The following is a 14,800-nucleotide window of genomic DNA, read 5'->3' on the forward strand; positions in this document are numbered from 1 at the left end:
AGCGTGTATTTAAAAATCCCGATAATCTCCGGCCAAATATTTATTGGCTTTTTCTTCCTTGAATTGTGCTGTCTCCGCATCCCAATGAAGCGTTTCTCCTGGGAAACGCCCAGCAATGGTTCCTAACAAAATAGTTTCCGTCAACCGGGCGGCATAATCAAACGGCGCAGTCGTGGTATCTTTGCCCAAGCAGGCATCCACAAATTGGTGGTAATGTTTCGGCCCTTCCGTGGCATAATTTCGAATGGGTTCTCCCAAATTATGTTTTTCGGAAACTTCGGCAATCTCCTTGGAAATATCCACATATTTTCCGCGCACAATCTTTTTAGGCAATTGCATAAAGTGGGGCAACAATAATCGTCCTTTGGTGCCCACGAACATAGCACCTTGTTCTGGAAGTTCGTTTTCTCCTGCCACTCCGGCGTCCAAGGAGATACTGTTCTCGTCACTTTTTCTGGCAGCAGCGTTGTCCTTTTTCATTTCCATTCCGGGCAACATCAGGTCTTCGTGCATCTCTGGTGCACCTGGACCATCGTACCAAATCCATTTTAAGGATTTTCCAGTGTATTTGGTGCCAGGAAATTCATAGGTTACGGTGTTTTTTTCTGGGAAGCCGAATCCATTGGTGGGGCGGCATTCCGTCATAATGGTTCTGGGTACATCAAGCTCCAAGGCATTGTAAGGCGTATCGAAAATATGGACTCCCATATCGCCCAAGGTGCCACAGCCGTAATCCATCAATTTTCTCCAGTTACCTGGATGATACATGTCCTTTTTATAGGGCCGTTTGGTGGAAGTACCCAACCAAAGGTTCCAATCCAATTGGTCTGGAACAGGGTCTTCGCCTTGGGGCAATGGTCCATCATATCCCCAATTTTTGGGCGACCATGCGTGTACGGTATGTACTTTGCCAATGATTCCGGATTGAATCAAAAGTGTAGCCAATTTATAATCGTAAAAAGAGTGTACCTGTATGCCCATTTGAGTTACCAAGCCTTTCTCGGCGGCCACACGTTTCATTTCCCTGGATTCGGAAACGTAGTGGGTGAGGGGTTTTTGACAGTACACAGGCTTGTCCATGTTCATTGCCATCAGCGAAGCGGGTGCATGCGTATGATCGGGCGTAGAGACAATTACCGCATCGATTTCATCTCCCATTTCTTCCAGCATGACACGGTAATCAAAAAAGATACGTGCCCCGGGATGCATTTTGTGTGCCGCTGATAGGTTGATGGCATCCACATCACAAAGAGCGATAACCTCAACGGCTTCGTGGGATGAAACCGCCTTTAAATCCTCCATGCCCATGTTTCCTACGCCAATATGGGCTGTTCTTAGTTTGTCTTTGGGGAATCCTGCCTTTAGGATGGAAGGGGCCAACATGATTCCAAGTGCGCCCACACTACTTTTTTTGATAAATTCTCTTTTGTTCATGGTCTGGAGGTTATTATAGTTTTCTAATTTTTATGTTTCTGAACCAAATGGGACTTGCATGGTCTTGCAATGCAATGTAGCCTGTCTTATACTTTCCATAATCTGGGGCATTGTCCCATTTTCCTGAATTCTTTTTGGCTTTCCAGTCTTCTGACCAAGGCTCAAACTCCAATAGTTTTTTGCCGTTGAGCCAATGCTCTACTTTTTCCGGGGTAAACACAATTTTTGATGAATTCCATTCCCCGACGGGATTCAATTGTTTTTGAGATTCGTCTGCGGTGTGCATGGCGTAGTCCGCTCCCGTTTTTTGCCAATCCTGGAGGAGTTCGGGATGTTCTGCACCAAACTGCGAGTTGTACCCTGTTAAATCGTGGATGTCCGCATAGTTTTCGTCGTCGATGATCTGATATTCTGGTGCCACCTCTGGCGGGCCATCGTACCCTTCTTTAACATGATAAAAAATACCACTGTTGGCACCTTCTGGGATTTTCCATTCCATATAAAGCTCAAAATTATCGAACTCTTCTGCACCGTAGATAATGTCCTTGCCTCCGGTATAATCCTGTTCCAGGCCGAGTTCAGTGTCAAAAGTGAGTACACTGTCCTTAATGGTCCATCCGGGAGGTAGGGAGTCCATGTTGTACCCTCGCCAACCGTCTAGACTGGTGCCATTGAACAAATACACCCATTCGGGTTGTTCTTCAGCTGTTTCGGAAGGGGTTGTTTGGTCTTTTTGTTTTGATGTGTCTTTGCAAGCGGCCAACGCCAAAAAGATAGCGGCGAGCCTCAAAAATTTAGGCATGGTTTAGGTTTTGGTTTTTATATGCTGGGTTAAAGTACAAAATATTAGATAACTTTTTTGTTGCTTTTTAGTACATTTAAGGCTGACTAACTCAACACTTTAAAAATGAAGATTTGCTTTTTCAAGATCGGTATGCTCTTGCTTACCGCGACACTGTTTATTTCACCGGTCCATTCCCAGCGCAGGAACAAAAAACAAAGTGGGGCGCAATACCCTGAAGAACTTTATTCGAGTCTGGAATACCGATTGATCGGTCCTTTCCGTGGTGGACGTTCCGGAACCGTTGCTGGTGTACCTGGAGAACCTAACCTATATTATTTTGGAGCCACAGGAGGAGGAGTATGGCGAACTAAAGATGGCGGAGGAACCTGGGAGAATATCTCCGATGGTTATTTTGGAGGAAGTATTGGCGCGGTTGAGGTGGCCCAAAGCGACCCTAATGTGATTTATGTTGGAGGTGGGGAACAGACCGTTCGTGGCAACGTATCCTCTGGTTACGGAGTCTGGAAGACGGTAGACGCCGGAAAAACATGGACATCCTTGGGCTTGGACGAAAGCCGACATATATCCCGAATGAGAATCCACCCAAAGGACCACAACATCGTTTACGCTGCGGTTATGGGCAATCTGTACAAGCCCACTACCGAAAGAGGTGTCTATAAAAGCACCAACGGAGGCGAAACTTGGGAAAAAGTACTGTATGCCAATGATATGGCGGGTGCCGTTGACCTTACTTTTGACCCCAACAACCCTCGTATACTTTACGCATCTACCTGGAGGATACAACGCACACCTTACAGCTTGAGCAGTGGTGGAGAAGGTTCTGCCCTTTGGAAGAGTACCGATAGTGGTGCAACGTGGACGGAGATTTCAAAAAATGAAGGCTTCGCGACCGATACGTTGGGGATTATAGGAGTGGCCGTAAGCCCAGTCAACAGCAATAGGGTGTGGGCCATGGTAGAAAACAAGGAAAAAGGAGGTCTCTACCGTTCCGATGATGCCGGAGCAACATGGACCTTGGTCAACAGTGATAGAAGTCTAAGGCAACGAGCGTGGTACTATACCCGTGTCTATGCCGACACCAATAATGAAGATGTAGTCTATGTGCTCAATGTGAGCTATCATAAAAGTACGGATGGTGGAAAGACCTTCAAATCCAATAATGCACCTCACGGAGATCACCATGATCTCTGGATTGCACCCGAAGATTCCAATCGTATGATTATGGCCGATGATGGCGGCGCCCAGGTAAGTTTTGATGGCGGGGAAACTTGGAGTACCTATCACAATCAACCTACAGCCCAATTTTATCGAGTAACTACGGATGATGCATTCCCATATCGAATTTATGTGGCGCAGCAGGATAACTCTACCATCAGGATCAATTACCGAAGTGATGATGGATCTATCGGAGAGGACGATTGGGAAGAAACAGCAGGAGGTGAATCCGCACATATTGCCGTGGACCCTGAGAACAACGATATTGTGTATGGTGGGAGCTACGGAGGCTTTTTGACCCGTGTGAACCATGCGAACAAAACCGTGAGGGCAGTAAACGTTTGGCCCGACAACCCAATGGGGCACGGTGCCGAAGGAATGAAGTACCGTTTCCAATGGAACTTCCCCATCATGTTCAGCAAGCACGACCCCAATAAACTCTACACCTTCTCCAACCATGTGCACATGACGACCAACGAAGGTCAGAGCTGGGAACTGTTGAGTGGTGATTTGACCCGAAATGACCCTACAAAGCTGGTTTCCAGCGGTGGACCCATCACTCAAGATAACACCAGTGTGGAGTACTACTGTACCATTTTTGCGGCCAATGAAAGCCCTTTAAAGGAAGGATTGCTTTGGGTTGGTAGTGATGATGGACTTATCCATGTAACCAAAGATGGAGGACAGACCTGGGAAAACGTAACACCTCCCAACATGCCCGAGTGGAACATGATCAATAGCATTGAACCTTCCGCATTTGATGAGGGAACATGCTATGTGGCCGCTACGAGGTACAAGTTGGGCGACTTTGCGCCTTACCTCTACAAGACCACTGATTATGGGAAAACATGGACCAAAATCACCGATGGGATAGCCGATGAGCACTTCACAAGGGTGGTTCGGGAAGACCCAAAACGAAAAGGACTGCTCTACGCAGGCACCGAGACGGGAATGTATATCTCTTTTAATGATGGAGCCCAATGGGAGAAGTTCCAATTGAATTTGCCTATTGTACCCATTACCGATTTGACCATCAAGGATGACAACCTCATCGTAGCGACACAAGGAAGAAGTATTTGGGTTATCGATGACCTTACGGTATTACATCAATTGGACAATGCCAAAAAATCTGCTGATGCGATTTTGTACAAACCAAGGGACAGCTACAGAACAAAAGGTAGGGCTTCAAGAAGGCCATCCAAAACGGAAGGCGAAAACTTGGCCAATGGCGTAATCACACATTTTTATCTTAAAGATGTCTCCGAAAAGGACAGCATCGCATTGACCTACACCAAAATGAACGGGGATACCTTGGCCACCTATAGTACCTACGCCAAGGAAAAGGATAAAAAACTGGAAGCCAAGAAAGGCGGTAACACCTACGTTTGGGATACTCGCGGAAAGGGCGCCGAACGATTGGACGGAATGATTTTGTGGTGGGCCAACCTAAGCGGTCCAAAAGCGGTTCCAGGGACTTACAAGGTGCATTTGAACGTTAATGGAGAAACACAAAGTGAAAACTTTACCATTTTACCAGACCCAAGGGCCGAAGTTACCGTTGCCGATATGCAAAAACAGTACGATTTTATTACCGAGGTAAACGAGACTGTGGACAAGGCCCATCAATCCATAAAGAAGATCAGGGCCATAAATGGCAAGTTGGATGAATTCATCAAAAAGTATAAGGATGACGAAGCGACAAAAGCATTGGTGGAGAAAGCCAAAAGTTTGAAAGAAGATTTTGGCTCCGTAGAAAAGGCACTCTATCAGACCCAAAACAGAAGTAATCAAGATCCTTTGAACTTCCCAATAAGGTTGACCAATAAATTGGCGCACTTGAACAGCTTGGTCTCTCTTGACGATTTTCCTCCTACCGAACAGGATATCGCGGTCAAAAATGAAATGACACAAAAGATCAACGAGCAATTACGGACATTTGACAATTTAATTGATACGGAGATTTCCAACTTTAACGAAGAGTTCAACCAGCTCAAGTTGAATTATTTGAGCATAGAAGAATAAGCAGACAAAGCCCCTATGTTCTTGCATGGGGGCTTTTACATTACAAACACATCGAATACATACAAACCAACCAAGACCATGAAAAAAGGTGTACTCTTTTTGTTAAGTGCCATACTTGGGACTTTAGCATTTGCGCAAACAGCCAACGATTATTTTGAACCCATGATATTCAGGAACATCGGCCCGTTTAGGGGTGGACGTTCCGTGACCGCTAGCGGTGTAATTGGGGATCCGCTCACCTATTATATGGGGACCACGGGCGGGGGACTGTGGAAAACGACCAATGCTGGTGGACAATGGGAAAACATATCGGATGGTTTTTTTGAAATGGGCTCCGTGGGTGCGGTTTCCGTATCGCCTTCCAATCCCAACATTCTCTATTGTGGTATGGGAGAGCACGCCCCAAGAGGTGTGATGACCTCCTACGGGGATGGTGTCTACCAATCCAATGATGCGGGAAAAACATGGATAAAATTGGGACTTGAAAAAACACAGCACATCTCGCGGATCATAATTCACCCTACCAATCCAGATGTGGTGTACGTAGCCGCCCAAGGTGCTTTATATGCCCCAAACCCGGAAAGAGGGGTGTACCGTTCCATGGATGGTGGGAAAAATTGGGAAAAAATATTGTATGTGGATGAAGGTACTGGAGCAGTAGAACTGTCCATGGACGCTAACAATCCCTTGGTACTCTATGCCGCGATGTGGGAGCATCAGCGTAAACCCAACAAAGTCATCAGTGGAGGGCCAGGAAGCGGATTGTACAAATCGACCGATGGCGGCGATACATGGAAGGAAATGACCAAAGGGCTTCCCGAAGAAAAGGGAAAAATGGCCATCGCCGTGAGCCCTTCCAATTCTGAAAAAGTATATGCCTTGGTTGAGAGTGATTCCGATCAGGATAAAGGAGGTCTCTTCGTTTCCAACAATGGAGGGGATAGTTGGCAGATGGTCAGTGGGGACAACCGATTGGTTCAGCGTGCTTGGTATTACATCGAAGTGTTTGTAGACCCCAACGATGAAGATACCGTGTATGTGCTTAGTGCTTCCATGTTCCGTTCGGAAGATGGTGGTAAAACATGGGAGACCATTTCCGTGCCTCATGGCGATACCCATGACCTGTGGATCAATCCGAACAACTCGAAAAATATGGTTTTGGCAGATGATGGTGGAGCTACCATTACATTTGATTATGGTGAAAACTGGACCCTGCAGGACAATATGCCCACGGCACAGTTTTATCGCATCAGCACGGATAATTTGTTCCCATACAACATTTATGGTGGACAACAGGACAACACTTCGGTAAAGATTGCCAGCCTTTCCGTAGGTCGATGGAGCATTAACCAAGAAGATTGGCATTATTCCGCTGGGGGAGAGAGTGCCTTTTTGGGCTTCGACCCCGACAATCCGCGTTACGTGATGGGAGGCAGTTATTTGGGGACCATTGAACTTTTGGATATGGAATCTAAAATGTCCAGCAATGTCATGGCAGCCCCAATACAGTATTTGGGACGAGATGCCCGTGACATGAAATACTTATACAATTGGAATGCACCCATTATTTGGTCCAAACACGAACCCGGAACTTTTTACCATGCGGCACAGTTGGTCCTTAGAACAAGGGATAATGGCGTAACCTGGGAAGAAGTATCACCAGACTTAACACGAGATCAAGATGAATTGCAAGGAAAGGGAGGAGGTCCCTACACCAATGAAGCCGTAGGTGCTGAAAACTACGGAACCATTTCTTATCTCTTGGAGTCACCACACGAAGCTGGGGTATTGATTACTGGGAGTGATGATGGATTGGTACATATCACCAAAAACGGTGGCGCATCTTGGGAAGAGATAACCCCAAAGGGGTTAAAGGAATGTTTGGTAAATGCCATTGAGGTTTCGCCACACGACCCAGCGACCCTCTATATTGCAACTACCCGATACAAGTTCAACGATTATACCCCTGCCCTCTACAAAAGCAGCGACTACGGAAAAAGCTGGACCAATATTAGTGAGGGCATTCCCTACGGAGCTTTTACACGAGTGGTCCGAGAGGATGAACAGCAAAAAGGATTATTGTACGCGGGCACCGAAAAAGGACTGTACGTATCCTGGAACGATGGTAAAAAATGGGAGCCCCTACAATTGAATTTGCCCAAAACACCGATCACAGATCTAAAAGTGCATCAGGGGGATTTGATTGTGGCCACATCGGGTAGGAGCTTCTGGATTTTGGACAATATCACAACACTTTCACAATACAAAGGAAACACCGGTGACCTAAAATTGTATCAACCAGAAGAAGCCATTCATGGCTATTGGGGAAGCCCATTGAGCAGAAATTCTTCCAATCTGTCCGGAACCAATCCTTTTGAAGGAGTCAACCCCGCTAATGGGATGGTCATCTATTACAATCTCCCGGAAAAAATGGATTCCGTTGAAGTTACCATGGAAATCAAAGATGCACAGGGTAAATTGGTACGCGCCTTTAGCTCCAAGAAAGATGAAGATTATGTCCCCCATAACGGAGGAGGGGCGCCCCCTGCACCCACCTTGGGAACATCCAAAGGACTGAACCGTTTTGTATGGGACCTCAAAACGCCCATAGTGCCCGGTGTTCCAGGGGTATATATTGAAGCGGATTTCACGGGGCACAAAGTGCCGCCAGGAACGTATACCATCCAAATAAGCGCAGGAGGGAATGCAGTTACTACCCAAGGAACGATTGTGCCTACACCCAATACCAATGTTTCGGAAGAACGGTTTGCGGAGTACCATGCCATCATGACGGATTTTGAGTCCAAACTCACCGATATGCACAACAAGGTGAACACCTTGAAGAGTGTTCAAGATCAACTAGCAAAATTGCTAAAGGACTTGAAGGACGAGGAACTCAAAAAAGAAGGACAGTCATTGCTCGACAAACTCAAGGAGTGGGACGGAAAGATGGTGCAGCGCAAATCGCAAGCCTATGACGATGTGGAGAATTTCCCCAACAAGTTTACGGCCGAGTATCTTTTTGTAATGAACCACAGTAACAGCTCGTTGCCCCAGATCAATCAGCCCTCCGTGGACCGAAAGAAGGAACTCGATACTCAATGGATGGGATTAAAACAACGTGCAGAGAGCTTAATGAACACGGAAATTCCTAATTTTAACACCAAACTCTGGGAGAATGGCATTGGAGCCATCCGGATGTAATTCATAAAAACGTAGCAATTGCTGTACCCATACATCAAATCGTTGCACCTCATATTTGTGGTCACTTGGTTCGCGGGCCTGTTTTATATACCACGGCTCTTTATTTATCATATCGAAGCTTGGCAAAAACCATCGCCCGATAAGGAAATCTTGAGCGACCAACTCAAATTGATGACCAAACGATTATGGTATATCATTACGTGGCCGTCAGCTGTCCTCTGTACACTAACGGCCATTATTTTGCTCATTCTGATGCCCGGCTGGTTGCAGCAACCATGGATGCACGTTAAACTCGGCTTTGTGCTCCTACTTTTTGTGTATCATGGGAAATGCCATCAGATCTTTAAGCAATTGCAGCGAGATGAGGTCAAGTATACCTCGAAATTTATGCGTTTGTGGAACGAAGTGGCTACGATTATCCTTTTTGCGGTTGTTTTTTTGGTGGTGCTCAAAAGTGCCTTCAATTGGATCTATGGCATTGTAGGTATGTTTGCCCTGATTGTTTTATTGATGTTGGGCATTCGCTGGTACAAAAAAGTACGGGATAGGAACCCCAATGCTTGAAAACGAAAAGGTTGGCCTTTCTTTCTTCTCGTTTTTGTGGTTGAATCCCAATCCCGAAGCTGTACTTTGTTTGGCTCGATAATTGCTTAAATTTAACCATCAAATCAAGCGAGCTTGCTACGAAAACTATCCTTACGGTCACGCATCTTTATTTCCATGATCACCTTGGTGGTATTGGCCTCTGTGCTGATTGCCGGAGTAACGGTTTACCAATACAAGGAGCAGGGCAACGATTACCACAGGGAACGCTTGGAGCGTAAGGAAGAGCAGTTGATGAAGAGCATCGAATTTACCCTTAAGGAAACCACCTATCCCGTAATCACCGAGAACCTTCACCTGATTTTTAGCGAGGAGATTTATGAGATTGCCAACATTCAGAATGTCAATTTCAATATTTATGATTTAGAGGGAAACCTGATCAAAAGTTCCCGGCCCACTTTCGAATCCAACGCTATCGCCACCTGTTTGGATGCCGAAATACTGAACTTTCTGAGGGAGGAGGGCGAAAGCCGTTTTGTGGAAGAAAAAAGGGCGGCTGGCGATAATTATCAAGCCACATACCGTTACATCTACGACCTGAAGTTTAAGCCTATCGGCATTTTGAATCTTCCCTATTTTGAAGACAACACTTTCAACAATATGGAGCTCAAGGAGTTCCTTTTCAGGTTGGCAATGGTTTATTTGTTAATGCTGATTGTGGCCATTATATTGGCGTATTTCATTTCAAAATATATCACCAGGTCCTTGCAGACGATTTCCGACAAGATCAACCGGACCAACCTCACCCATCAGAACGAAAAAATCTATTTGGAAAGCCCGGGAGAGGAAATTGCAAAATTGGTGGACTCCTACAACCGCATGATCGATGAGCTGGAGGAGAGCGCCGTAAAATTGGCTCGTAGTGAACGTGAACAAGCATGGCGCGAGATGGCAAAGCAGGTAGCCCATGAAATCAAAAATCCCTTGACGCCCCTAAGGCTTACTGTACAGAGTTTTGAACGGAAATTCGACCCAAATGACCCCGATATCCAAAAAAAGGTCAAGGAGTTTTCCAAAACCTTGATCCAGCAAATAGATACCATGAGCAATATTGCCACCGCCTTTTCCAGTTTTGCCGATATGCCCGCCCAGCAGAACGAAACGTTGAATGTGGTAAAAGTGGTTAAGCTGGCCTTGGAAATATTTAATGAGGATTATATTCATTTTATAGCAGACGAGGAGGAAGTCGTGGCCAAACTGGACCGCACGCAACTGATACGCGTGATCACCAACTTGGTAAAAAATGCCATTCAGGCCATTCCTGAGGTAGAATCCCCTCGTATCTTGGTTACCGTAGCATCTGTTGGTGACAGGGTAAAAATATCGGTTGCCGACAATGGCCTTGGTATTTCCGATGAGTACAAGCATCGCATTTTTGAGCCAAAGTTCACCACAAAATCCAGTGGTACCGGCCTAGGTTTGGGAATGGTAAAGAACATTGTGGAAAACTATGGCGGAACCATTAACTTTACATCTAAAGTTGGAAAAGGGACCGTGTTTACCATCGATTTTCCAAAGGAACAGAAAAAATAATGGCGGTACAGGTACAGGCCGCCCCAAAAGCAATCTTTATGGATTACGAAAACATCTACATTGAAGAAGAGAACCAGTTGGCCACTATTGTTATAAATAGGCCCAAAAAGCTCAATGCGCTCAACAGACGGACCATAGAAGAGCTACACGTGGCCTTTAAGGAGTTGGACGAGGATTCTGAAACCAAGGTCATCATAATTACAGGAAGCGGGGACAAAGCCTTTGTTGCTGGTGCCGATATTTCCGAGTTTGCCGATTTTTCAGTGAAGGAAGGCCGGCAATTGGCTGCCGCCGGACAGCGCCAACTGTTCGATTTTGTAGAAAACCTTTCAACCCCCGTTATTGCAGCCATTAATGGATTTGCACTAGGTGGGGGACTAGAGCTTGCTATGGCATGCCATTTTAGGGTGGCCAGTAGCAATGCCCGAATGGGATTACCCGAAGTTTCCTTGGGCGTGATTCCCGGATATGGAGGTACCCAACGCTTGCCACAGCTTGTGGGCAAAGGGCGTGCTATGGAAATGATCATGACGGCCGGCATGATTGATTCCGACAAAGCCTTCGGATATGGATTGGTAAACCATGTCGTCTCCAGCGAAGAATTACTTCCCTTTTGTAAAAAGATCGCGAGCAGGATATCGAATAATTCATCCGTGGCCATAAAACACGCAATAAAAGCCGTAAATGCTGGTTTTAAGTATGACGCTGATGGTTATTCGGTGGAAATTGATGCTTTTGGCACTTGCTTTGGGACCGATGACTTTAAGGAAGGTACTACTGCCTTCCTCGAAAAACGAAAAGCCGATTTCCCTGGATCATGACCATTGGCCTAACATAGCCAGATCATGAAAAATAACCTATTTGTACTTTGTCTGCTAGTGTTCGGCAGTGTAATGCTGAATGCGCAAAAAATGCCTGTATCCTATGATTTTGGGGAGAAATATCACGACCGCTACCGATATTCTAACCTAGTAGCCATCAACGAGGATGATTCTGGTGGCTATGTGTTGGTGCGTGCCTACTACCAAGGATTGATCTTGAAACCCAAAGGCTACTTGATTGAAAAGTACAACAGCAATCTAGAATTGGTATCGGAGTACAACTATAAGTTGAAAGGACTTGATTTTGTGGATGGCTTCCTCAAAAACGGGCAATTGCACCTTTTGTTCCTCAACTATAATTTGGACCGGGGCGAATATGAGTACTGGGTCCACAGCAGTCCCGTTATCGATTTTAACTTCAAAGAGAAAAAGTTGCTTTCCATCGCCTCGCAAGAAGTGAACGATCCGGTAGGGAAGAACTATTACAACCGTGACTTTTCCAGAGGTTTTACCACGGTGATTTTGTTTGATGAGAACAAAACAGGTTTTGTGATCAGCACACATCACAAAAAGGGGAAGGACAACAAGCACATGATTCATATGTTCGATACCGCACTCAATAAAAAGTTCGAGTATGATTTCTCGGATGAAATCGAGGAAAAAAACTATGCCTTTGAAAATGTAACCTTTTCGGCCGATCTTCAAACAGCCTATATTATGGGGAAGGCCTATTTTAAGAAGCGACGTTTTAGTGTAGATGAACGAAAGTTTCAGTACGAATTGATCAAGGTGTCACAATACGGAAACAAAACCCAATCGTTTGTAGATCCAGGGAAATATCCCGAAGCCTTGTATCCGGTTTTCGTAAAGAACAAATTGGTCTGTGTGGGCTTTTATGCCGATAGAAAGGACAATAGATACAATGGTATCGCCTATTTTGATGTAGATCCGAATACATTGGACATCCGCTCCCAAAAATACAACCCCTTCTCACAACAGTTTATGGACGACAAGTTTGGCCGTGAGGAAGATAAGGACATCAAAAACTTGGTTTTTAAAGGAGTGGAAATAACCGATGAACAGGAAATTTTCTTCAATGCCGAGGAATATTTTGTCACTACGGGATTGGAAACCACAGGTGCCGGACAACGCATCAAGATTGAGCGCTACCATCATAACGATATCGTCAGCGTGAAGCTGGATGCCAATGGTAGAATGGAATGGGCGCGCAACATCAACAAGACCGAAGTAACCCAAGGTGATGGCGCCTATGCATCTTACAGCGCTTATTGCAAGGATGGCAACACCTACTTTTTTATCTGTACTGCTGCTGAAAATCCGCAATTGATCAACAATGAACGTTTGATCTTTAAGCAAGGTTTTAGTCGCAATCGGAATGTGTTTATGATTTCCTTGGACGAAAATGGGGTAATGGATTATGAAAAGATCATCGACCAAGAGGAAGCCAGATTGCCTTTAATGGTCTCCATGCCACTAAAGGACGAGTCCGACGACAAAATGCTCTTCTACGCCAAACGCGGAAGCCGAAAACAATTGGTCAAAGTAAATTTTCAATAACGGACAGATCGTTAAGCCACTACTGCTAGAGGGTATGAAACGGTACACTTGGGGTTTGTGGTGGGCATACTAGCCTACGATCAATACCCTGCTAAATTATGGAATGTATTGTTGTGCCAACTCCGATTTAGTTGGTTAATAAGTGAACCCATTGCCCTTTTCCCTTCACCCAGCAACCTCTTTTTGACTATAATTCCGTAGGAATATTCTTATTCAAATTTTCACAGATCAACCCAAAAGCCCCATCCGTCAGATCAGAAGGGGCATCCGTCAATTAGCCTTAAATCTTGCCTATTTCCTAGCATACCTTTGGCAAAGTATTAACCCTAATTGATAAAATTGAAAATCATGAAAACATTAAAATTAGTATGTATGGCCATGTTGTGCATGGCAGTAAGTTTAGTCTCCTGTTCGGGAGAGGATGGGGAAACCGGACCACAAGGACCACAAGGACCACAAGGTGAACAAGGTATACAAGGTCAACAAGGAGCAGATAGCCCAACTGTAGATTTTTATTTCCAAAATGGATTTAAAGGATATGAAGGAACATCTGATGCGAATATTGTTTCTACCGGAACAGGACTGAATGAGGATTTTGTTCAGTTATTTTATTCATTTAACGGACTTGCAACAGGGGAAAGAAGAGCACTTTTTCGTTTCGATGGAATTGGAGATACCATTACCTCTCAATTAGTTGGGGAGGGTCAAACCTGTTCTGATGCTTTTTATGTGAGTAAGGCTACATTATATGTTTACATAGATTCTTACCTAAACGCAACCTTTGACAATTTATACATGAAGGTTGGTTTTTATGGAGCTGACGACCCCATCTTCGTTGAGGAAGAAGTGAACTGGTCCATGGCAAATGTCAATGATGATTGGGCGGATATTGGAGCAGAGAGCGCAATGTGGGCAGGACCAATAGGTTCCGATGACTATCCACTTTTGTTGCCGAAAGGTTCTGGGTCTGCCTATGGCTGGTTCCCTATTATATTGCCTAGAAGTGTTGTGGAAAACTGGATTTGTAATCCAGATAGTAATAAAGGAATTCGTTTAAGACTTGACCCTAATTCTGATGAAAATGGTCAGGGAGATTTACGTATTGTGGCAAAAGAAAATACTTTAGAAGACCTAAGACCACTCTTAATTGTTGAAACTGAGAACATAAACAGCGAAGCCTCCAAAAGTAGTGGATCAAGTACTAAAGAGTTGAATTGGGCGAACCTTTCTTATGAAGAAAGAATGGCACCCTTGTTCAGGTATTTGGAAAGCAAAGAGGAATAATTTTTGGTTGTGGGATTTTGTATCTAATAAAAGGTAGAAATCCTAAAATGCATTTTTCTTTTCTAAAAGAATATTTCCCATTTGGGGCACTTAACCTAGGCAAAGAGGCCGGGCATTCGCTCGGCTTTTTATTTTTTGGGAGGAGTCCGGAGTTATGAGTTTAGAGTTACGAGTTACGGGTTAGAAGTCAGGAGTTATGAGTTAAGATGTCATTTCGAGCTGTCACCCCGAGCGCAGTCGAGGGGGCAGTCGAGAAATCTTTAGGAAGTCTGAAGTTAAGAGTTAAGAGTTACCAGTTCCG

At 45.0% G+C, this 14,800-nt stretch carries 9 protein-coding genes; 7 read left to right on the plus strand and 2 right to left on the minus strand.

Features of this window, described 5'->3' with window-relative positions; translation table 11 throughout:
- Positions 1 to 9 precede the first annotated feature (9 nt).
- The gene (locus EO130_RS05470) at positions 10 to 1,434 is read right to left on the minus strand and encodes a Gfo/Idh/MocA family protein (protein ID WP_127140510.1); all 1,425 of its coding nucleotides are present in this window, start codon (positions 1,432 to 1,434) and stop codon (positions 10 to 12) included.
- Between the two features lie 13 nt (positions 1,435 to 1,447).
- On the minus strand, positions 1,448 to 2,236 hold the full coding sequence (locus tag EO130_RS05475) for a 3-keto-disaccharide hydrolase (RefSeq protein WP_127140511.1): 789 nt from the start codon (positions 2,234 to 2,236) through the stop codon (positions 1,448 to 1,450).
- Positions 2,237 to 2,341: 105 nt separating this feature from the next.
- Here EO130_RS05475 and EO130_RS05480 point away from each other — a divergent pair, with 105 nt between their 5' ends.
- From EO130_RS05480 to EO130_RS05510, 7 genes are all read left to right on the plus strand, one after another.
- Positions 2,342 to 5,476 (plus strand): WD40/YVTN/BNR-like repeat-containing protein, encoded by a 3,135-nt coding sequence (locus EO130_RS05480; RefSeq protein ID WP_127140512.1) that lies wholly within the window; start codon positions 2,342 to 2,344, stop codon positions 5,474 to 5,476.
- A gap of 78 nt (positions 5,477 to 5,554) precedes the next feature.
- Entirely contained in the window at positions 5,555 to 8,680 is a 3,126-nt protein-coding gene (locus EO130_RS05485; RefSeq protein WP_127140513.1) for a VPS10 domain-containing protein, read from the plus strand.
- Positions 8,681 to 8,698: 18 nt separating this feature from the next.
- Positions 8,699 to 9,244, plus strand: coding sequence for a CopD family protein (locus EO130_RS05490; protein ID WP_127140514.1), 546 nt, complete (start codon positions 8,699 to 8,701; stop codon positions 9,242 to 9,244).
- Positions 9,245 to 9,400: 156 nt separating this feature from the next.
- On the plus strand, positions 9,401 to 10,816 hold the full coding sequence (locus tag EO130_RS05495) for a sensor histidine kinase (protein ID WP_127140624.1): 1,416 nt from the start codon (positions 9,401 to 9,403) through the stop codon (positions 10,814 to 10,816).
- A 38-nt stretch (positions 10,817 to 10,854) separates the two neighbouring features.
- Positions 10,855 to 11,637 (plus strand): enoyl-CoA hydratase-related protein, encoded by a 783-nt coding sequence (locus tag EO130_RS05500; protein WP_127140625.1) that lies wholly within the window; start codon positions 10,855 to 10,857, stop codon positions 11,635 to 11,637.
- 24 nt (positions 11,638 to 11,661) lie between these two features.
- Positions 11,662 to 13,215 (plus strand): hypothetical protein, encoded by a 1,554-nt coding sequence (locus EO130_RS05505; RefSeq protein WP_127140515.1) that lies wholly within the window; start codon positions 11,662 to 11,664, stop codon positions 13,213 to 13,215.
- A 348-nt stretch (positions 13,216 to 13,563) separates the two neighbouring features.
- Positions 13,564 to 14,499 carry a hypothetical protein gene (locus EO130_RS05510; protein WP_127140516.1) on the plus strand — a complete coding sequence of 312 codons (936 nt, stop codon included), beginning with the start codon at positions 13,564 to 13,566 and terminating at the stop codon, positions 14,497 to 14,499.
- Positions 14,500 to 14,800 lie beyond the last annotated feature (301 nt).

It is taken from the genome of Flagellimonas marinaquae, assembly GCF_003992675.1.
In the GTDB taxonomy this organism is placed as follows: Bacteria; Bacteroidota; Bacteroidia; order Flavobacteriales; family Flavobacteriaceae; genus Flagellimonas; species Flagellimonas marinaquae.